Source organism: Gammaproteobacteria bacterium (genome assembly GCA_035279405.1).
In the GTDB taxonomy this organism is placed as follows: Bacteria; Pseudomonadota; Gammaproteobacteria; order Natronospirales; family REEB76; genus REEB76.
Genome location: DATEHU010000017.1, coordinates 1 through 19,597 on the forward strand (window position 1 = coordinate 1; position 19,597 = coordinate 19,597).

The following is a 19,597-nucleotide window of genomic DNA, read 5'->3' on the forward strand; positions in this document are numbered from 1 at the left end:
CTACCTGATCCAGGCGCTCACCGAGTACCGCGACGGCCAGCGCCAGAACATCATCATGGCGCCGCAGGCCAAAACCCTGAACAATGCGCAGATACGCGCGCTCGCGGCTTATATCTCACGCCTGCCCACACCCTTGCACACTCTGCCGCGTCCCGATTTCGGACCTTGAAACTTAGTGAAGCAAGAGGCTTCGAGACCGATCTGCATCGGAACATGAGAGCGGATCCGCACAAAACATTCTGGCAACTGTGCTGTTGCGAGAATGTGAAGACTGGTGCGCGTTTGCGGATGAATTAGCCAAGCCTGCTTATCTATAATATATAGCTACGTTACCAGCGAGCTTTGTTATTTCATTCAGACGCTTATACAGGTTTTCACTTGTTTCGGTATGCGCAACTGCGTGCGGCTCTAGTAAAATAGGACATTGGCGTTGCGGCCATGACAAGCTTGCAGTAGCATGCCGCGCATGTTTTTTCGCCGTTGTACCCCGGCTCGCGGGAGGATGGCGCACAGAGCCTGCAAGCCACGGAGCCAACGTTCCAGCGGGTAGTTGATAAGGCGGTTGCGAGCATGCCGGCAGCCAATCTTGATGGCGCCACGCACCGTATCGTGATTGTCCCGAACTGTTCGATCAGCGCGACGGGACTGTGGTTGTTTTACGCCAGCATCGCGGGTGTGACTCTGGCGCTGGCTTCGTGGTATGCGCTGCATGGGTTCTGGCCGGTGCTGGCATTTGCGGTGCTGGAAATGCTGGTGCTGGGCCTGTGCCTGCGGGTATGCTGGCGCCACGGACACTACGGCGAAATCATCACCGTGAGCGGCGCGCAGGTGGCCGTGGACAAAGGCGGTGGCCGGCGTCTGGAGCACCGGGAATTCAGCCGTTATTGGGCACATTTGGTGGTGCGCGACTCAGGCGCCAGGCTGCACCCGGCGCGGCTGTATATCCGCTCGCACGGTGAGGAATGCGAGATCGGCCGTTGCCTGACGGAGCAGGAGCGCCGCAGTCTGGTACGCAGGCTAGCCGAACTCATCGGGCCGGTAGGACAGATCGGCGGCAGTTGATGGGGTGACGATTTTGGATTCCAGCAGGAGACGCCAACGCATGTTTCTAAAGAATCCCAAGCATGTCCTGTGTAGCGCGCTGGCCATTACGCTCGCGGCGCTTTCCGGTTCGGCCCTGGCTATGGACCTGAACATGCCGGTGGGCGTCACGCCCATGAGTCGTGATGTTTACAACCTGCACATGTACGCCTTCTGGATGTGCGTGGGCATCGGCGTGGTGGTGTTCGGTCTGATGATCATTTCCATGATCTGGCACCGCAAGGCCGCCGGCCACAAGGCGGCGCAGTTCCACGAAAACACCCTGCTCGAAGTCATCTGGACCATCATCCCATTTATCATCCTCATTGCCTTGGCGATCCCTGCGGCCCGGGTGCTGGTAAAGGAAACCAACACCAGCGATCCCGACCTCACCATCAAAATCGAAGGTTACCAGTGGAAGTGGCAGTACGATTACCTGCAGCAGGGCTTCAGCTATTTCAGCATGCTGGCCGCGGACAGCAACGCCGCGCACATGCTGGATTCCAAAATCAGTCCCTTCAGCGTGCCGCATTACCTGCGCGACGTGGATCATCCCATGGTGGTGCCCACCGGCAAGAAAATCCGTCTGCTGATTACCGCCAACGACGTGATTCATTCCTGGTATGTGCCGGACTTTGCCTTCAAGATGGACGCGATTCCGGGTTTCGTGAACCAGGGCTGGATCAAGATTGACCAGCCCGGGACTTATCGTGGCGGCTGCACCGAGCTCTGCGGACGCGGCCACGGCTTCATGCCCATCGTGGTGGTGGCGAAAAGCCCGGAGGATTACCAGAAATGGCTGGCTGCGATGCGCGCCAGCAACGGCGTGTACATCAATCCACAGACGCTGCAACCGGAAAATTACGGCAGCCCGGTGCAGTACGCGCCGCCGCAGCTGAATTTCGTCACGCCGTCCATAGCGGCGTCTGCGGCGCCCAGCGCAGTCCCGTCCACTCCCGGTCCCGGCGCAGCTGCGGCGCCGGCACCCAGTCCCGCGGCTGCCACAGCCGTGGCCAAGCCCGCGGCGGCGCCGGAAAAAACCTGGACCATGGCGAGCGCCATGGAGCGCGGCAAGAAGGTGTTTGACGACAACTGCGCCGCCTGTCACATGTCGGACGGCAAGGGCAATGCAGCCATGGGCGTACCGGCCATCGCCGGCGGCCCGATTCCCAACGGCCCGCTCGCGGCCCACATCGCGCTGGTCCTGCATGGCAAGGGCATCATGCCGGCCTGGGGCAATGTACTGAGCGACTCCGATCTGGCCGCGGTGATTACTTTCGAACGCAATTCCTTCGGCAATCACGGTGGTGGCCTGGTGCAGCCGGCCGACATCGCCCGAGCCAAGACAGCCCACTGAATGCAATGTTGAGGTGCACACGATGAACACGGTCGCGGTCGTCCACGAATACCATGCCGGGCATCCGAGCGGTATCTGGCGTTGGATCACCACCACGAATCACAAGGACATCGGCACGCTCTACCTGTGCTTCAGTCTGCTGATGTTCTTCGTGGGCGGCAGCTTCGCTATGCTCATCCGTGCGGAGCTCTGGACTCCGGGCATGCAGCTCATGGATCCGGAGTTCTTCAACGAGATGACCGCGCTGCACGGCCTGGTGATGATCTTCGGTGCCATCATGCCGGCGTTCGTGGGCCTGGCCAACTGGATGATTCCCATGATGGTGGGCGCGCCCGACATGGCGCTGCCGCGCATGAACAACTGGAGCTTCTGGATACTGCCGTTCGCCTTCATCCTGTTGCTGTCCACGCTGTTCATGCCGGGCGGCGCGGCCGGCGCCGGCTGGACCATGTATCCGCCGCTGTTCCTGCAGTCCGGCGTGGCCATGCCGTTCCAGGTGTTCGCCATTCACCTCATGGGCATTTCCTCGGTGATGGGCGGCATCAACATCATCGCCACCATCCTGAATCTGCGCGCCCCCGGCATGTCGCTCATGAAGATGCCGATGTTCGTGTGGAGCTGGCTGATCACGGCCTATCTATTGATTGCGGTGATGCCGGTGCTGGCGGGTGCCGTGACCATGATGCTCATGGACAAGTACTTTGGCACCAGCTTCTTCAACGCCGCGGGCGGCGGCGATCCGGTGCTCTATCAGCACGTGTTCTGGTTCTTCGGGCACCCTGAGGTGTACATCATGATTTTGCCGGCCTTCGGCATCATCTCCGAGATCATCTCCACGTTCTCGCGCAAGCCGCTGTTCGGTTACTCCTCGATGGTATTCGCCATCGCCTCGATCGCGTTCCTGTCGTTCATCGTGTGGGCCCACCACATGTTTACCGTGGGCATGCCGCTCGCGGCCGACCTGTTTTTCATGTTCAGCACCATGCTGATCGCGGTGCCGACGGGCGTGAAGGTGTTCAACTGGATAGCCACCATGTGGCGTGGCGCGCTCTCGTTTGAAACGCCCATGTTGTTTGCCATAGCGTTCGTGTTCCTGTTCACCATCGGCGGGTTCTCCGGCGTGATGCTGGCGCTGGTGCCGGCCGACTGGCAATACCACCAGACCTATTTCGTGGTGGCGCACTTCCACTACGTGCTGGTCACGGGTTCGGCCTTCGCCATCATGGGCGCGGTGTACTACTGGCTGCCCAAGTGGACCGGCCACATGTACAACGAGACGCTTGCCAAATGGCATTTCTGGTTGAGCGTGATCTCGGTGAACGTGCTGTACTTCCCCATGCACTTCCTGGGTCTCGCAGGCATGCCGCGGCGCATTCCCGACTATCCGGTGCAGTTCACGGATCTCAACCAGATTGTTTCAGTAGGTGGTTTCCTGTTCGGCGCCTCACAACTGTTGTTTGTGGCCTGCATCATCCTGTGCGTGCGCGGCGGCAAGAAGGCCGAAGCGCGCGCCTGGGACGGCGCACACGGCCTCGAATGGACGCTGCCTTCGCCGGCGCCGTACCACAGCTTCGCCGAGCCGCCGGCGCCTAACCTCATCTGGACGCATCCCTACCAGGCGAACTGAGGAACGAGCGTCGTACCGCCAGCCGCCGTGGGTGCACCTGAACCAACACCGCCGGAAGCGCGCCGGCAACGCGCCGCGATGCGCACCGCGATCATCGTAGCCCTGGTGGCCATTGGATTCTACGTGGGGTTCTTCCTGTTCATGCACTACGCGCACCGATGAATACACCGCAGCCACGCCGCGTCAAACATCGCAAGCTCGCGGCCGGCCTGTTGTAGCGACCGTGGCTACACGTATTACAACGTCAGCGGCGGCGGCACGCCGGCGGAACCCAGCGATTGATCTGGAGCTTGCAAGCATCATGACCTCAACCCGAGATTACCGGAGATAACCATGTCAGCAGAGGCACACGCCGGCAGTCACTATTACCTTCCGCACCCCAGTCATTGGCCGATCCTGGGCTCGGTGGGCCTGTTCACCACCGCGGTGGGCGGGGCCCTGTGGCTGGAAGACATGGGGTTCGGAAAATACGTGCTGCTGCTCGGGCTCATCCTCATCTGCGTGATGATGTTCGGCTGGTTTGGCACCGTGGTCCGCGAGAGCCTGAGCGGCAGTTACAACGCGCAGGTGGACCGCTCGTTCCGCTGGGGCATGAGCTTTTTCATTTTCTCCGAAGTCATGTTCTTCGGCGCGTTTTTCGGCGCGCTGTTCTTCGCGCGTGTGTTTGTGGAGAACTGGCTGGCAGGCGGCAGCAACAGTCTGTTCACCAACCTCATCATCTGGAAAGGTTACGAGCCGGTGTGGCCGAGCAACGGCCCCGGCAACCTGGGCGGCAGTTTCGAGGGCATGACCGCGACCGGCCTGGCGGCCATCAACACGCTCATCCTGCTCTCCAGCGGCCTGACCGTGACCATCGCGCACTGGGGCCTGAAGGAAGGCAACCGCAAGAAGCTCTGCTGGTTCCTGCTGTTCACTATTATTCTGGGCTTCACCTTCGTCGCCCTGCAGGGCCACGAGTTCCTCGAAGCCTGGTACAAGCAGCACCTGACGCTCGGCACCGGAATCTACGGCTCGACGTTCTTCATGCTCACCGGCTTTCACGGCCTGCATGTGACCATCGGCGCCATCATGTTGACGGTGATTCTGATCCGCTCCTTGCGCGGTCACTTCACCCCGCAACACCACTTTGCGTTCGAGGCGGTGTCCTGGTACTGGCACTTCGTGGACGTGGTGTGGCTCGGCCTGTTCATTTTCGTGTACTGGCTCTGAGACCGGTACGCGCGGCATTCAGGAGAAGCGCCGTGCCCGCGGCGCTTCCGGTTTTTCATCCCGGCACGCGCGGCATTCAGCGGTGCGGAGGCAGCAGGCCGTGGGGATGCAGCCAGCCGCTCCAGTAGCCGATCATGAGCACCGCGAACAGCAGCAGCGAGATGGCGATGCGCACGGTGAGCGCCTTGACGGCGCGCGTGGACTGCCCGCGGTCGTGCAGCATGTAGTACATGCCGGAGAACAGGCTTACCACGATGATCAGCAGGATCACCAGAATGACGATGTCGGGAGGCGTGATGGTCATGGCGCTCGCGGTCGGCAGTACGCTGTGAGTGCGGGATGTGCGGCCTGCTTGCCGAAAGTTAGCACGCGTGCATGCGCATAGGCAAATGGCAATTCCGCCCGACGCTGTGGCCGACGGTGGCGACCTTGATCCTGCTGCCGGTGTTGATTGCACTCGGCATCTGGCAGCTGCAGCGCGCCGATTACAAGCGCCTGTTGCTGGCCGAGTATCACCGTGCCACGAGCCTGCCGCCGGTGTCGCTCAATACAGCGCTGGCCGACGGGAGTCTCGCCGGCTTGCCGCGTTACCGGCACGTGCGGGCGCAAGGCCATTACGACGGCAGCCGCCAGATCCTGCTGGACGACATGCAGCAGGGCGGCCGGGTCGGGTACGAGGTGGTGACGCCGCTGGTGCTGCAGCCGGGCGACCAGATGGTTTTGGTGGATCGCGGTTTCATCGCCCGGGCGCCGGGTGTGCAGGCGCTGCCGGACGTGCGCGTGTCCGAGGGCACACGCAACGTCGAGGGCATACTCGGAATCCTGCCGGTACCGGGCCTGCGCCTCGGCAAAGTTCGGGTGCCCCAGGGCTGGCCGAAGCTCATGCTCTTTCCGAGTCATCCGACGCTCGCGCAGCTGTACGGCGCGCAATTGCTGCAGCCGGTGCTGCTGCTGGATGCGGCGCAGCCCGACGGTTTCGTGCGCGATTGGCGTCCCAACATCGGCTTTCCACCGGTGCGCCATGATGCCTATGCGCTGCAATGGTTCGCGCTGGCCCTGGCGCTGGTAATTATCTGGATCGTGGTGAACAGCAGGCGCAGCACGCATGACGCAAACCGTTGAACCCTTGCCGCCGTCGCAACCGCGCCACAAGTCGCCGTGGTTGCTGATCGGGATTCTGGCGGCGGTATTCGTGCTGCCGGTGGTCGCCGCCTGGTTGTTGTATCTCAATATCAACCGTGTGAACTTCGGCACCACGCAGCACGGCGAATTCGTCACGCCCGCGCACCTGCTGCACCCGGTCGCGCTGCCATTGCCGCTCGCCGGCGGCACGCTCGCGCCGGATTACTTCCTAAAGCGGTATACGCTCGTGTACCTGGGCGCGGCCGACTGCAACCCCGACTGCGAGGCTGCGCTGCTCCTCACGCGCCAGACGCGCCTTGCGCTCGGGCGCAGAATCGAATCCGCGCAGCGCTTGTACCTGGTGCTGGGTGCGCCGGCAAATCCGGCCAAGCTGTCGCGCGAGCAGCCGGACCTTACGGTCGCGGACGTGTCCGGTTCCGCGGGCCAGGAATTCATCCGTCAATTCAGCGCCGACGGCCACTCCACGCCGGACATTGGCAAGTACATTTATCTTGTGGATCCGCGCGGTTACTACGTGCTGCGCTACCCGATCCAGGGCCCGCCGGAAGGACTGCTGAAGGATCTGCAGCATCTGCTCGGCCAGGGCGGGGGTCTGTGAGGTGACGCCGCGCTGGTATCTGTCGCTTGCGGTGTTGGCAATGGTACTCGCGCTCGGCGTGATCGTGCTGGGCGCCTATGTGCGTTTGTCGCAGGCCGGGCTGGGCTGTCCGGACTGGCCCGGTTGCTACGGCCACATCACGGTGCCGCACACGCAGCAGGCGGTGGCCCGGGCGGACGCGCGTTACGCGGCGCGCCCGGTGCAGGCCGCACGCGCCTGGAAGGAAATGATCCACCGCTATTTTGCCGGCAGCCTCGCGGTGCTGATTCTGGTGCTGGCCGTGACCGCATGGTGGATGAGAATCGTTTACAGAATAAAAAATCCGTCTCCCTCCGGGAGAGGGGAGGGCGAAAGGGCTCAACCGGTGGTCTTGCCTTCACTCGCGTTGCTTACGGTGATCTTTCAGGCGCTGCTCGGCATGTGGACCGTGACTTTGCTGTTGTTCCCGCCGGTTGTCATGGGCCATCTGCTCGGCGGTTATCTCACGCTGGCGCTGCTTATTCTGCTCGCTCTGCAGGCTGGCGGCTGGTGGCGCGCGGCGGATGGCGCCGGTACAGCACTGCGCTGGCTGGCGGCCGCGACGCTCGTCGTGCTGGTGTTGCAGGTGGCCCTGGGCGGCTGGACCAGCAGCAACTACGCGGGCATCGCGTGCCCGGATTTCCCCACCTGCCAGAGCCAATGGTGGCCGCCGATGGATTTCCGTGACGCCTTTGCCTGGCACGGCCTGGGGCCGGATTATCAGGGCGGGATCCTCAACGATCCGGCGCGTATGGCGATTCACGTGACGCACCGGCTGGGCGCGCTGCTCACGTTCATCCTGGTGATCGTGAGCGGATTGTTTTTTATCTTCAGAAGCGGGCGACCCGCGTTAAAATGGTTGGGCGGACTCGCCATGTTCCTGGTGATTTGCCAAGTGCTGATCGGCGTCAGCATGGTGCACTTCGCGCTGCCTCTGGCGCTTACCGACGCGCACACCGGAGTCGCCGCGCTACTCCTCGCAACCGTGGTCGCGTGGAATTGGGCCCTGTGGACGAGGCCGGCGGCTCCGACGGGTTTACCGTTCGCAGCATTGAAATGAACACCAGCACATCCGAAATCGCCCCGGCAGCCGCACACGCGACCTGGCGCGATTACTATGAGCTCGGCAAGCCGCGCATCGTGCTGCTCATCGTGTTTATCGCCATGGTCGGCATGTTCCTCGCGGTGCCCGGCGCGGTGCCGCTGCTGCAGTTCATCGCCGGCTCCATCGGCATAGGCCTGGCGGCGTCCTGCGCGGCGGCCATCAATCACCTGCTTGATCGGCGTGCCGATGCCGTCATGTTTCGCACCCGCCGCCGTCCGCTGCCGCAGGGCCACGTGACCGAGCGCCAGGTCATCACCTATGCCGTGGTGTTGTGCATTCTGTCGATGGCGATTCTGTTGATCTTCGTGAACTGGCTCACCGCGCTGCTGACCTTTGTCTCCATGATCGGCTACGCGGTCATCTACACTGGCTATCTCAAGCGCGCCTCGCCGCAGAACATCGTGATCGGCGGCCTCGCGGGCGCGGCGCCGCCGGTGTGTGGCTGGGCGGCGGTCACCGGTCAGGTGTCGGCCGGCGCACTGCTGCTGTGTCTGATTGTGTTTCTCTGGACGCCGCCGCATTTCTGGGCGCTCGCCATCCACCGCCGCGAGGACTATGCCAAGGCCAACGTGCCCATGCTGCCGGTGACGCACGGCGTGCCATACACGGTATTGCAGATCATCCTGTACACAGTGTTGCTGGTGATGGCGAGCGTGCTGCCGTATCTCATCGGCATGAGCGGCTTGGTCTATCTCATCGGCGCGCTGATGCTCGGCGGGATTTTCCTCGCCTACGCCATCGGCCTGCAATTCAGCCGTAATCCGTCCCTGCCGATGCGCACCTTCGCCTATTCCATCGTTTATCTCACCGCGCTTTTCATCCTGCTGCTCGTGGATCATTACGTGCCGCTGATCGTGCAGGCCGTCGCGGCTTGATCGCGGTGCTCCGCGCACGCTGCAACTGTTGAAGTCGCAATTTGGCAGCCGCAGAGGTTCGTCACACTCACACCACAGGTCTTCGGCTGCTGCGTGCTGCGCCCTTGCCGTGACTGGAGCCCGGGAGCTTGGTTGCCCGTCCCGGTAGTGCTCCGTATAGTGAAGCGCCTTCCAGAATCCGGGGATTCCATGACGGATGAACCTTCGAATTTTCTGGCCCGCCTGAAGCAGCACCACCTGTACGGAGTGGTAGTGGTCTATGCGGTGGTGGTGGGATTCCTGATCCAGTTAGTGAGCCGTGCGTTTCCGTATTTCGGCTGGGCCACGGCAGTGCCGGCGGTCATCATCGTGCTGCTCTTGGGCTTTCCTGTGGTGGTGTTGCTGGCTTGGCTGTTCATCAAGCCGCGGGATCCGGCCAAGTCCAACCCCTGGCAGCGGCGGCACTGGAAGCTCAGTGCCGCATTCACGGGCGTGGTGATCGTGCTGGTGGTGGTCTCGGGGTTTTATGGTCTGCGGTTTTCAGCGCGTAATGCCGAACTCCTGGCTGAAGCCAACTCGAATGCTTCCTCCGTCGCATTAAGCCCGGCTGCACCTGCATCTACGACAGTTATTCCGGCCAAATCCATCGCGGTGTTGCCGTTCGTCAATTTGAGCGGTGATCCGAACCAGAAATATTTCAGCGACGGCATCACCGAGGAAATCCTCAACGCGCTGGCGCAGATTCCCGACCTGAAAGTCGCCGGGCGCACTTCGGCGTTCCAGTTCAACAGCCAGGGTGGAGACCTGCGCAAGATCGGTGCAACCCTGGGCGTGGCGAACGTGCTGGAAGGCAGCGTGCAGAAAGCCGGTGCCGAGGTGCGCATCAGCGTGCGCTTGGTAAATACCCGCAGCGGTTACGAATTGTGGTCGGAAACATACGACCGCAAGCTGACCAATATTTTCGTCATTGAGGACGAGATTTCCAGCGCGATTGCGGGCAAGCTGCGCGTGCAGTTTGCCGGCGGTGCCGGGCAAGCGTTGGTAGCGCAAGGAACGATCGATCCGCGTGCACACGATCTGTATTTACGCGGTCTGAGCCAGTTCGCAGCCCGCGGCCCTGGTGTGCGCGATGCCGTGGCCACGTTTGAACGAGCGGTCGCGATTGCTCCGCAATACGCGCAAGCCTGGGGCAGGCTGGCCGAGGCTGAAGCACAGCTTCCATTCTATGAACCGTACACGCCCAAGGACGCGCTGTCGAAGGCGCTATCCTCAGCGCAACGTGCGCTGTCGCTGGATCCGAATACGGCCTCGGCTTATGTGGCGTTGGGTGTGGTGCACAGTCTTCGCTGGCAATGGGCCCAGGCGGACATGGATTTTCATCATGCCTTGGCACTGGCGCCCAATGATGCGGAAACCGTGAATCAGCACGCGCAATTCCTGTTCACGGTTGGGCAATTGGAACCCGCCTTGGACGAGATCAATCGCGCTCTGAAGCTCGATCCATTGTCAGCGGTGATTGGTGTCATACGTGGTGCAATCCTGACAGCGCTGCATCGTTTCGATGAGGCTCAAGCACAGCTTGAAACCACCCTGAAGTTGCATCCTGATTCCGTTTACACACACCTGCGCGCGATGTTTCTCGCCATCGAATTGCATCACTTCGAAAAAGCGGAAGCGGAAATGCGTGTTGCGGCCAAACTTGCCGGTAACGATCCTGATGCAACGGCACTGCTGGTGCGTGGCATTGCCGATCCCGGCCAACGGACCGCTGCGGTACGTGTGCTCGCAACCTCACCCTTCCAGGTATATTTTCACAATGATCCGATCGTGAACGCCATGTTCCTGATCTGGCTGGGCGAGCGGGATCGCGCACTCGACACCTTGGCAGGCAACCGTCTTAATCAGTCCAGCATCCAGACAAAATTATTGTGGGATCCGGCCTTTGATCCGGTGCGCAACGATCCGCGCTTCAAGGCGGTGTTGAAGAAGATGGGATTGCCCTATCAACGAGCGGAGACCGGTGATGCTGGGTGAGCACCAAAGTTTCATGGCGCGCCTCAAGCAGCACCATCTTTACGGGGTGGTGGTGGCGTATGCTGCTTCGCGCAAGTTCTGAATTGCCAACGTTGATACGAGGTAAATGACATGAAGCCGAGCGTGCTGTTGATCACGGTTCTCGCCGCAGCGATGAGTGTTCCCGCACTGGCGGCGGGTAATCAGTCTTTGTCTCCCGAGTTGCAGAAGCTGGATATTTCCGCAGGCCACTGGGTATATCACGGCGAGACCTTGAACACGCCGATCAGCAAGCCGGGTAAATGGACCTGGAATGAGGATTGCAACTGGTCGGCGAACCGCGTGTTTATGATGTGCAGCTTTACCAACGAATGGTCCGGCCGCATCGTCAAGTCGCTGGTGGTGGATACCTACAACGCAAAAGACCGGAGTTACTGGCATTACGAGCTGTTCAACGGCGGCGATTCCGGTGCCAAGCCGTTCATTTCGAAGATGACCGTAAATGGCAACACCCGCATCGAGCATGCCGAGGATGTGGACCACGGCAAGCAAGTCCGCACCCGAATCACCTATGTATTCGATTCGCCCACCCACGTGCGGGTGAAAATCGAAGTGTCGCGCGCGGGCAAGCCGTGGATTACCGTGGATGAAGGCGAGGGGGTCAAGCAGCCCTGACAACTAAGGTCGGCGGCGAGTCAGCTTCCCGGGCTGAACATGCGTTTCCACACCGGTTGGCGTAGCACGCTATGCAGCACGGTGGCGGCCAGGTGACCGCCCCAGTAAATCCAGGCGATGACCGCAAAGGTATCGTGGATATCCTCGATGAGTTCGAGGCTGTCGTGGGAAGCGCCTGCCATGCGCGACAGGTAGTAACTCGCGCCGGTCGCGACCATGGCGGTGATGGCAAGCAGCCCCAAACCGTGGATGAAGCCCGCCAGACCGCCGGTGTCATTTCGCGGTCCGCCCGCCGGCAGGCGCTGATACCGAACCGCGGTCCAGAGCTCGGCAACCACGTTGTGCATTCCTGCGCGCGTCCATGGGAACAGTTGTCGCAACCCATCATTCGGATGGGTGAATGACCATAGCCAATGCATGATGATGAGAGCGAGAATCGTGGCGCCCAGCACTTCGTGGGTCATGAACCCAAAAGTATCCGGGCGGCCGGTATGCGGGCTGCGCATGAAGCTGCCGATGAACAGCTGTGCCGTGACCGCGACCGCGAGCAGCAGGTGAATCAGCCGCAGCGGCCGGCTCCATTGGGCGGTGGACAATTGCGGTTCGGCCATGCCTTGTATTCCCCGAAATCCCCGCAGCTATTCTGCCTGATATTAATTGCAGGACAACAAAAAACCCGGCAGCTTGCCGGGTTTTAATGTTCGCGCGCGGAGTGTGCGGATACTTCAGGCCATGAGAGTGCCGAGCTTCCTGATGGCATTGGTTTCCAGTTGGCGGATGCGCTCCGCCGACACGCCGTAGTGGTTGGCGAGTTCCTGCAGCGTGGCCTTGTTGTCGTCCAGCCAGCGGCGCTGCATGATGTGGCGGCTGCGGTCATCCAGCTTCACCAGGGCGCGGTGCAGTTGATCCTCGCTGCGCTGCTCCCAGTCGGAGCGCTCCAGCGCCAGCGCCGGATCGGACTGGGTATCGGCCGCGAGATAAGTGGCCGGTGCTACGTTGTGGCTGTCCTCGTCCTCGGTCTCGGGCGTGGTGTCGAAGGTGATGTCCTGGCCGGCGAGGCGCGATTCCATTTCCAGCACTTCGGCCGTGGAGACCTTGAGTTCTTTCGCCACGATCTCGACTTCCTTGCGGTTCATCCAGCCGAGGCGTTTCTTGGAACTGCGCAGGTTGAAGAACAGCTTGCGCTGCGCCTTGGTGGTGGCGACTTTGACGATGCGCCAGTTCTTCAGAATGAATTCATGCATTTCGGCCTTGATCCAGTGCACGGCAAACGACACCAGGCGCACACCCACGTCCGGGTCAAAGCGTTTGACGGCTTTCATCAGGCCGATGTTGCCTTCCTGGATAAGGTCGCCGAGCGGCAGACCGTAGCCGAGATAACCGCGTGCCACGTGCACGACAAAGCGCAGATGGTGCAGCACCAGGAGCCGCGCGGCGTCGAGGTCCTGCTGGTCGCGGAAGCGCAGCGCCAAGGCATGCTCTTCGGTGGCGCTCAGTACGGGAATGCTGCTCACTGCGTGCATATAGGCATCTAAACTGCCGGTTGGGCCGGCCAGAATGAGTTGCTGCGCGCGCGGCATGAGAGCGGCTTGGGTCATGGCAATCTCCCTCGGTTTCACGGAGCTAATTTTAGCACTCACGGACTTAGAGTGCTAAACCTCTCCAAGGTTCCGCAGCGGATGCCGGCGTGAATGCTTTGAATTCAAGGGCTTGCTAGCTAGGCTCGATTGCCCGCAGATGGCGCGCCACGGCGAGCCACGAGCCCAACCAGCCGAGCACAATGCCGCCCGCCAAGAGCCCCAAGCCACCGCTGGCGCCCAGGCCGCTCAAACTGAAATGGCTGCCATACAGGTCGACGAGCTGGCCCACCGGCCCGCCCATGAGGGCTAGGCCGATGAGCACCAGTATCCAGGCGAGCACGCCGCCGGCCAGGCCGTACCAGGCGCCGTGGTACAGAAATGGCCGGCGGACGAAGCGATCGGTGGCGCCCAAGAGCTTGCTCACCTCGATTTCGGAGCGCCGGTTCTCGATTTCCAGGCGGATGGTGTTGCCCACGATCAGTACCACCGCGATTGCCAGCAACACCGCCACGATCAGCACGCCGCGATGCAGCAGCGCGAGGATCGCCTGCAGGCGCTTGAGCCACTGCACGTCCATGCGCACTTGATCCACCTGCGGCAGCGCGCCAAAACCCCGCGCCAACTGCTGTGCGGCCGCCGGCGTGGTGTAAGCCGCGGTCGGCTGAACCACCAGCACCGCCGGCAGCGGGTTGCTGCCCAGCAGGCTGAGCGTGTCATTGAACCCGGAGCGTCGCTGGAAATCCGCGAGCGCCTGTTCGGTGCTGATCACCTGCACCGCAGCCACGCCTGGGTGCGTACGCACGGCATCCGCAAGCTGCTGTGCGGCACTGTCGCTCACTCCGTTCTTCAGAAATAGCGAGATGCGCACTGTGCCTTGCCAGCCGGTGCTCAGGCCGCGGGCGTTGTTGACCAGCACCAGTGCCCCCGCCGGCAGCGCCAGCGCGATACCGATCACCGCCACGGTCATGAAGGTAGCGAGCGGCTGACGGCCGAGCTGCTGCAGGCCATCGAGCAAGGTTTGCCGATGGTGCGCAAGATAAGCGCCGAAACGCTGGCCGAGGCTGCGGCGGCTGACCTGTGCCCCGCTGTCACGCGCCGGCATGTGGCTCTCCCGCGAGTTCCGGCGGCACCAGCCGGCCGGCGCGCAAGCTGATAAATCGCTGGCCGAGACGGCGGATGAGATTGTGGTCGTGACTCGCCACCAGCACGGTGATGCCGACCTGGTTCAGGCGCTGGAACAGGCGCATGACCTCGTAGGACAATTCCGGATCGAGATTGCCGGTAGGCTCGTCGGCGATCAGGATGGGCGGGCGGCTGATGACGGCGCGCGCGATACCCACGCGCTGCTGTTCGCCGGTGGACAACTGCAGCGGCAGGGCGCGCTCCTTTTGCAACAGGCCCACGAGTTCCAGTGCGGCGCCCACGCGCCGCGGGATTTCATTCCGCGGCACACCGCTGATCACCAGCGGCAGCGCCACGTTGTCGAACACGCTGCGTTCCAGCAGCAATTTGTGATCCTGGAAAATCACGCCCACTTGGCGGCGGTAATGGGGAATCTGGCGGCGCCGCAGACCGCCGAGATTGCGGCCGTTGACGATGATCTGCCCGCGGCTGGGGCGCTCGATGAGCGCCAACAGTTTCAGCAGCGTGCTCTTGCCGGCGCCCGAGGGGCCGGTGACGAACAGCATTTCCCCGCGCTCGGCGGTGAAGCTCAGGCCTGCCAGCGCCTCGTTGCCGCCGTCATAACGCTTGCTGACTTCGTGAAACTCGATCATGTCTGAAAACCGATCTCTTGCCCGCTGGCGTTGTTAAAAATGTCCTCGCAATGCTCACGTACTGGCGTGTACGCTCCGCTTGCTCGGCCATTTTTGCCTAGCCAGCGGCCGAAATCTCTGGCTTTTTGATGCTTTACCCATTCAGGTTGCTTCTGATGCTGTGCCGACCAATGCTGAAGCAAATGCGCGCGCGTTGAATTCTTCCAGATCATCGACCTGTTCGCCAATGCCGATATAGCGGATCGGAATGCCGAAGCGCTGCGCCGCGGCAATCAGGATGCCGCCCTTGGCGGTGCCATCGAGCTTGGCGACCACGAGGCCGCTCACCTCGACGGCGGCATGGAACTGCTCGATCTGGCGCAGGGCGTTTTGGCCAGTGCCGGCGTCCAGCACCAGCAGGCGCTCGTGCGGCGCAGCAGCGTCGAGCTTGGCCAGCGCCCGGCAGACTTTCCTGAGCTCTTCCATCAGATTGCCCTGGGTGTGCAGCCGCCCGGCGGTATCCACGAGCAGCACGTCGCTGCCGCGCGCGCGCGCCGCGTGCCAGGCGTCGTGCGCCACGGCCGCAGGATCAGCACCCTTTGCCTGGGCGATGACCGCTACGCTCTGGCGTGCCCCCCAAGCCTGTAATTGTTCGATCGCCGCCGCGCGGAAGGTATCGGCGGCCGCCAACATGACCTGTTTGCCGGCGGCCTGGAAGCACTGTGCGAGCTTCGCGACCGTGGTGGTTTTGCCGACGCCGTTCACGCCGACCGCCAGGATCACAAAAGGCCTGGCTGCGGTATCCACCACGAGCGGCCGGGCCACCGGTGCGAGCAGCGCCGCAATTTCGTCGGCGAGCGCTGCGCGCAGCGCATCCGAGTCCCGCAGGTGCTCCTGGCGCGCGCGCATGCGCAGGTGTGCCAGCAGCTGCTGCGCGGCCTCGATTCCCACGTCCGCCTGCAGCAACTGGGCTTCCAGATCCTCGAACAAGGCATCGTCCACCGCAGCGCCCGGCGCGATGTGCAGCGCGGCACGCCGCAGGCGCGCGCGCAGTTTGCCGAGAAACTCGGAGGGAGTGGCGACTTGGTTCATACCGTTGGCGGTCGGAGAATCGCGTCTATGCTAACAAACAGCGCTAACGCACAAAAAAACGGGGCGACCAGAGGCCGCCCCGTGAGCCTTGAGTCGCGCCGTTATTGCACGAAGGGCACGTTGCCCACTTGCAGTACGGTGCCGTGCGTTGCCATGAAGGTCGCCATCTCGGTCTGCATTTCCAGCGTCACGCCGCCATATACGGTCGCATCCTGCGGGCAGTTGGGCGGCGGCGCGGGCGACAGGAGCGAGCCGTGCGTGCCGGCGGTGAAGCGCACGATGCCGTGCACCGCGGTACCGGTTGCGGTGCTGTTGGCATGCACCTGTGTGAGGTTCATGAACGAAGCCAACAAATCGGTGCTGGAGTTGGGCACCACTTGGTCGGGCAGCGAGCAGTTATCGAAGCCACCCACCACTTCGAGCATGTGGATGGGATCGGTGGCCGCGGCCGCAGCGGCATAATTGGCCGGATCGCCATCCTCGATTACCGATTGCGCACTGCGGAAGTAGTCATAGTAGAACTGGGTGCCGGGCGTAAGACCTTCGGCCGCCAAGCCTGCATTGATCTGCGGCGCGAAACTCGGCGAATTCAGCAGCAATTGCGTGATGTTCCCGCCCGGATTGGCGAGCGTAGCCGCGAGGATATGACTGCCATCCACAGCCAGATAGCTCGTGCCCACAATGGCGCCCAGGGAATGGCCTACGAAGGAAATTTGTGAGCCATCAAACAGGTCAGTCGAAGTGCCAAAAGCGGTGATACCGGGGATGCCCTTGCGCAGGGAGATCAAGTCGGCGACCGCCTCGCGCAGATTGTCGCGTGAGGTCAGGAGACTGCTCAGGTTGATGAAATAGCTGCCCGAAGGTGCGATGGTGCTGCTGGCGGTGGGGAAAAACGGCGTGACTTCCGGCAGATCGAAAGTGCGTTCGCCGGCCACCAAGCTGGCGGCCGGTGTGCCGGTAAACAACTGGTTGCGGTAAAACGGATCCGTGGTTGTGGTCACGCCATGCAGCGGCAGATCAATGGCCACAGCCGCGATGCAGGCTTTAGCCAGGGAATCAGCCACGGCGAACACGTTTTCGCGATCCTGGGTAATGCCGTGCTGAAAAATGACCACTGGCCAGCCGCTCGCTGGCGCCGCCGGCGCCGGACAGCCGCCATTGCCACCGTTGTTGGGTATCGGCACTGTCGCCAGCATCGGGATGACGGCATTGGTGGTAGCCGCAGGCATGGGAGTGAGTGCGGTGGTATCACCGCCGGTTGCCGTGTGCCAGTAGCCTGTCAATGCCGGAGTCGGGTTGCTGGACGTGGCGACTGACAGGTAATAAGGGATCTTCAGAGTGCCCGCGTAGATTTCCGCATATCCCGGGGAAGCGCCCGCGGGCAGTACATTGCTGCTTTTGAGGCCGGTATCCGCGAGGGTGCCCGTACCGGCCGGGGTACTCGCCTCCAATGCGGCGAAGGTCGCGCCGATGTACTGGGTGCTGAAGCTGAATGTCAGCACGATATTCTGTGGATTGATGGCTGCGCCCGCAGCGACCGCGAGCTGGGGCAGCGTGAACAACGCCACCTGGTCAAGCTGCGCATTGCCGGTGGTGCCCATTGCGCCGCCGGAAAGCACCGGCAGATCGGCCGCGAGAATCAACGCGTAATCCGAACTGGCACTGGCTGCATCACCGTTCGTGTCCTTGATGCCGTTGGTGAGCACCACCAGATAGGTGCTGCCGCTCGCGAGCGGCTTGCAGGGCGTGATGTTGAGCACCGTGCCGCCGGAGTCCACGGCGGACGACAGGCCCACGGTGTAATCGGTAGTGCTGGCAGTGCAATCCGCGCCCGGCACGAGCGGCGTGCCGCCCTTGGTGGGATCAATGGCCTTGTTCTGCGGATTGGCCGTGACCTTGAAGACGAATACGTCGCTGGCGTTCAGCGTGGCGGGATCTACGGACGCTGTGAAGTATGCGTTGATTACCGACTGGGTGCCGAAGCCATCCAGATGATTCATGCTGGCCAGCGCGGCATTGGCCGGTGCGGCGGCGGCTGAAGTCGAGGCAAACGGAATATTCAGAGTACCGGTGGTGCTGCCGTTGAAATACAAGTCGTTGGGGAACGGACCGATGCCGGAAAGCGGCGAGTAGCGCGCCTGGAACGCAGTGGAGGCCGTGGTGTTGGTGGAGTTGTTGCCCTGCACGCAGGCCGTGAGTGCCACGACCATCGCGGAAAAAATGAGCAGCGCACGCTTGTCCATTTGCAGTTCCTCCGGGGGTGTAGATTTAGGGTACGCTGAGTGGCGGCTGCGGCGCAAGCATTCCCGGCGCCCGCACGCACCGCTGCCAACCCACTGAGTGCGCGGATTTTTGCATGTTCAATCCCGGCCGCGGCTACCGTAACGAATTCCGCATCATAGGCGGGCAATGGCGCCGGCGGCGCCTCGGGTTTCCGGACCTGCCCGGGATCCGGCCTTCACCCGACCGGGTGCGCGAGACGCTGTTTAACTGGTTGCGCGATGCATTACCGGGGGCGCACTGCCTGGACCTGTTCGCCGGCAGCGGCGCTCTCGGGCTCGAAGCACGGTCGCGCGGTGCCGCCGCGGTGTTGTTCGTGGACCGGGAACCACAGGTGACCGAAACCTTGCGCGCGCATCTTGCCGCGCTGCACGCCACGAGCTGCGATGTGCTGCGATCGGACGCCCTCGCGTTCCTGCATGGGCCGCCTAGTGTCTTTGACATCGTGTTTCTCGACCCGCCGTTCGATTCGCCGCTGCTCGCGTCCGCGGCCGTGGCGCTGGAGAAGGGTGGCTGGCTCGCAGAGCGTGCACATGTCTATATGGAGTATCCGCACGGCGCCCGCCTCGTGCTGCCCGTCGGCTGGGAGCTCATCCGCGAGAGCCGCGCCGGTCGAGTCGGCTTCGCTCTCGTGCGGCGCAGTGGCGCGCCGCTTGCGGCCGGCTGAAAAGCCCGTTATACAGGCGCAAGCAAAGGAGCTTTCCCATGGCCGCCAGCATTCTCTATCCCGGCACCTTCGATCCCGTCACCAACGGCCATGCCGACCTGGTGCGGCGTGCGGCGCGCCTCTTTGACCGCGTAGTGGTAGCGATTGCGGCCAATCCCGGCAAGACTCCCGCGTTTTCGTTGAAACAGCGCGTCGGCATGGTGCGCGCCGCGCTCGAGGGTATCGCCAACGTGGAAGTGCTGGGTTTCGCGGAACTGACCGTGGCGTTCGCGCGCAAGCATGGGGTGCGCGCGATCCTGCGCGGGTTACGCGCGGTCTCGGATTTCGAATTCGAGTTCCAGCTCGCAGCCATGAATAGGCATCTGGGGCCGGATGTGGAAACCATCTTCATGACGCCGGCGGAGGAATTCACCTTCATCTCGTCGAGCCTGGTACGGGAGATCGCTGCGCTGGGCGGCGATGTGGCGCCGTTCGTGCATCCGGCAGTCTTGGCCGAGCTCAAGAAAATGAAGAAGCGCTAGACTGCACGCTCCACCCGCCTGACG

The 19,597-nt window shown here is 62.5% G+C and carries 20 protein-coding genes; 13 read left to right on the top strand and 7 right to left on the bottom strand.

Translation table 11 applies throughout. The features are described 5' to 3' along the window. Positions 1 to 570 precede the first annotated feature (570 nt). From VJR90_01120 to VJR90_01140, 5 genes are all read left to right on the top strand, one after another. Positions 571 to 1,062, top strand: a complete 492-nt coding sequence (locus VJR90_01120; protein ID HKV96077.1) for a DUF2244 domain-containing protein — start codon at positions 571 to 573, stop codon at positions 1,060 to 1,062. Between the two features lie 40 nt (positions 1,063 to 1,102). Next, positions 1,103 to 2,437 carry a cytochrome c oxidase subunit II gene (gene coxB, locus VJR90_01125; GenBank protein HKV96078.1) on the top strand — a complete coding sequence of 445 codons (1,335 nt, stop codon included), beginning with the start codon at positions 1,103 to 1,105 and terminating at the stop codon, positions 2,435 to 2,437. A 22-nt stretch (positions 2,438 to 2,459) separates the two neighbouring features. Further along, positions 2,460 to 4,064: a cytochrome c oxidase subunit I gene (ctaD, locus tag VJR90_01130; GenBank protein HKV96079.1), complete on the top strand. Its 1,605-nt coding sequence runs from the start codon at positions 2,460 to 2,462 to the stop codon at positions 4,062 to 4,064. Positions 4,065 to 4,091: 27 nt separating this feature from the next. Beyond that, positions 4,092 to 4,226 (top strand): hypothetical protein, encoded by a 135-nt coding sequence (locus VJR90_01135; protein ID HKV96080.1) that lies wholly within the window; start codon positions 4,092 to 4,094, stop codon positions 4,224 to 4,226. Positions 4,227 to 4,397: 171 nt separating this feature from the next. After that, positions 4,398 to 5,273, top strand: a complete 876-nt coding sequence (locus VJR90_01140) for a cytochrome c oxidase subunit 3 (GenBank protein HKV96081.1) — start codon at positions 4,398 to 4,400, stop codon at positions 5,271 to 5,273. Between the two features lie 76 nt (positions 5,274 to 5,349). Here the strand turns inward: VJR90_01140 and VJR90_01145 are convergent, their stop codons facing one another. Continuing rightward, a complete protein-coding gene (locus VJR90_01145; protein HKV96082.1) occupies positions 5,350 to 5,577 on the bottom strand; it encodes a twin transmembrane helix small protein in 228 nt (75 codons plus the stop codon). A 71-nt stretch (positions 5,578 to 5,648) separates the two neighbouring features. Between VJR90_01145 and VJR90_01150 the strand changes: the two genes are divergently transcribed. The 6 genes from VJR90_01150 (at position 5,649) to VJR90_01175 (ending at position 11,679) form a co-directional block, all read left to right on the top strand. Further along, entirely contained in the window at positions 5,649 to 6,395 is a 747-nt protein-coding gene (locus VJR90_01150; protein HKV96083.1) for an SURF1 family protein, read from the top strand. Then, positions 6,379 to 7,014, top strand: a complete 636-nt coding sequence (locus VJR90_01155) for a hypothetical protein (GenBank protein ID HKV96084.1) — start codon at positions 6,379 to 6,381, stop codon at positions 7,012 to 7,014. Before VJR90_01150 ends, VJR90_01155 begins: the two co-directional genes overlap by 17 nt. A gap of 1 nt (position 7,015) precedes the next feature. Beyond that, positions 7,016 to 8,092, top strand: a complete 1,077-nt coding sequence (locus tag VJR90_01160; GenBank protein ID HKV96085.1) for a COX15/CtaA family protein — start codon at positions 7,016 to 7,018, stop codon at positions 8,090 to 8,092. Then, on the top strand, positions 8,089 to 9,012 hold the full coding sequence (gene cyoE, locus VJR90_01165; GenBank protein HKV96086.1) for a heme o synthase: 924 nt from the start codon (positions 8,089 to 8,091) through the stop codon (positions 9,010 to 9,012). The genes VJR90_01160 and cyoE overlap by 4 nt, the downstream gene beginning before the upstream one ends. A gap of 189 nt (positions 9,013 to 9,201) precedes the next feature. Continuing rightward, entirely contained in the window at positions 9,202 to 11,025 is a 1,824-nt protein-coding gene (locus VJR90_01170) for a tetratricopeptide repeat protein (protein HKV96087.1), read from the top strand. Between the two features lie 111 nt (positions 11,026 to 11,136). Then, on the top strand, positions 11,137 to 11,679 hold the full coding sequence (locus VJR90_01175) for a hypothetical protein (GenBank protein HKV96088.1): 543 nt from the start codon (positions 11,137 to 11,139) through the stop codon (positions 11,677 to 11,679). Positions 11,680 to 11,699: 20 nt separating this feature from the next. Here the strand turns inward: VJR90_01175 and VJR90_01180 are convergent, their stop codons facing one another. The 6 genes from VJR90_01180 to VJR90_01205 all read right to left on the bottom strand — a co-directional run bounded on the left by VJR90_01180 (position 11,700) and on the right by VJR90_01205 (position 18,348). Beyond that, on the bottom strand, positions 11,700 to 12,290 hold the full coding sequence (locus VJR90_01180; protein HKV96089.1) for a cytochrome b/b6 domain-containing protein: 591 nt from the start codon (positions 12,288 to 12,290) through the stop codon (positions 11,700 to 11,702). Between the two features lie 114 nt (positions 12,291 to 12,404). Beyond that, entirely contained in the window at positions 12,405 to 13,277 is an 873-nt protein-coding gene (gene rpoH, locus VJR90_01185) for an RNA polymerase sigma factor RpoH (GenBank protein HKV96090.1), read from the bottom strand. Between the two features lie 115 nt (positions 13,278 to 13,392). Next, positions 13,393 to 14,361 (bottom strand): permease-like cell division protein FtsX, encoded by a 969-nt coding sequence (gene ftsX, locus VJR90_01190; GenBank protein ID HKV96091.1) that lies wholly within the window; start codon positions 14,359 to 14,361, stop codon positions 13,393 to 13,395. Beyond that, positions 14,348 to 15,034, bottom strand: coding sequence for a cell division ATP-binding protein FtsE (ftsE, locus tag VJR90_01195; GenBank protein HKV96092.1), 687 nt, complete (start codon positions 15,032 to 15,034; stop codon positions 14,348 to 14,350). The genes ftsX and ftsE overlap by 14 nt, the downstream gene beginning before the upstream one ends. A 141-nt stretch (positions 15,035 to 15,175) precedes the next feature. After that, the gene (gene ftsY / locus VJR90_01200) at positions 15,176 to 16,105 is read right to left on the bottom strand and encodes a signal recognition particle-docking protein FtsY (GenBank protein HKV96093.1); all 930 of its coding nucleotides are present in this window, start codon (positions 16,103 to 16,105) and stop codon (positions 15,176 to 15,178) included. Between the two features lie 101 nt (positions 16,106 to 16,206). Beyond that, the gene (locus tag VJR90_01205) at positions 16,207 to 18,348 is read right to left on the bottom strand and encodes an alpha/beta fold hydrolase (protein HKV96094.1); all 2,142 of its coding nucleotides are present in this window, start codon (positions 18,346 to 18,348) and stop codon (positions 16,207 to 16,209) included. Positions 18,349 to 18,461: 113 nt separating this feature from the next. Here VJR90_01205 and rsmD point away from each other — a divergent pair, with 113 nt between their 5' ends. After that, positions 18,462 to 19,052 (top strand): 16S rRNA (guanine(966)-N(2))-methyltransferase RsmD, encoded by a 591-nt coding sequence (gene rsmD / locus VJR90_01210; GenBank protein ID HKV96095.1) that lies wholly within the window; start codon positions 18,462 to 18,464, stop codon positions 19,050 to 19,052. A gap of 38 nt (positions 19,053 to 19,090) precedes the next feature. Continuing rightward, complete coding sequence (gene coaD, locus VJR90_01215; protein ID HKV96096.1) at positions 19,091 to 19,573, top strand: pantetheine-phosphate adenylyltransferase; 483 nt, start codon at positions 19,091 to 19,093, stop codon at positions 19,571 to 19,573. The last annotated feature ends 24 nt before the right edge of the window (positions 19,574 to 19,597 follow it).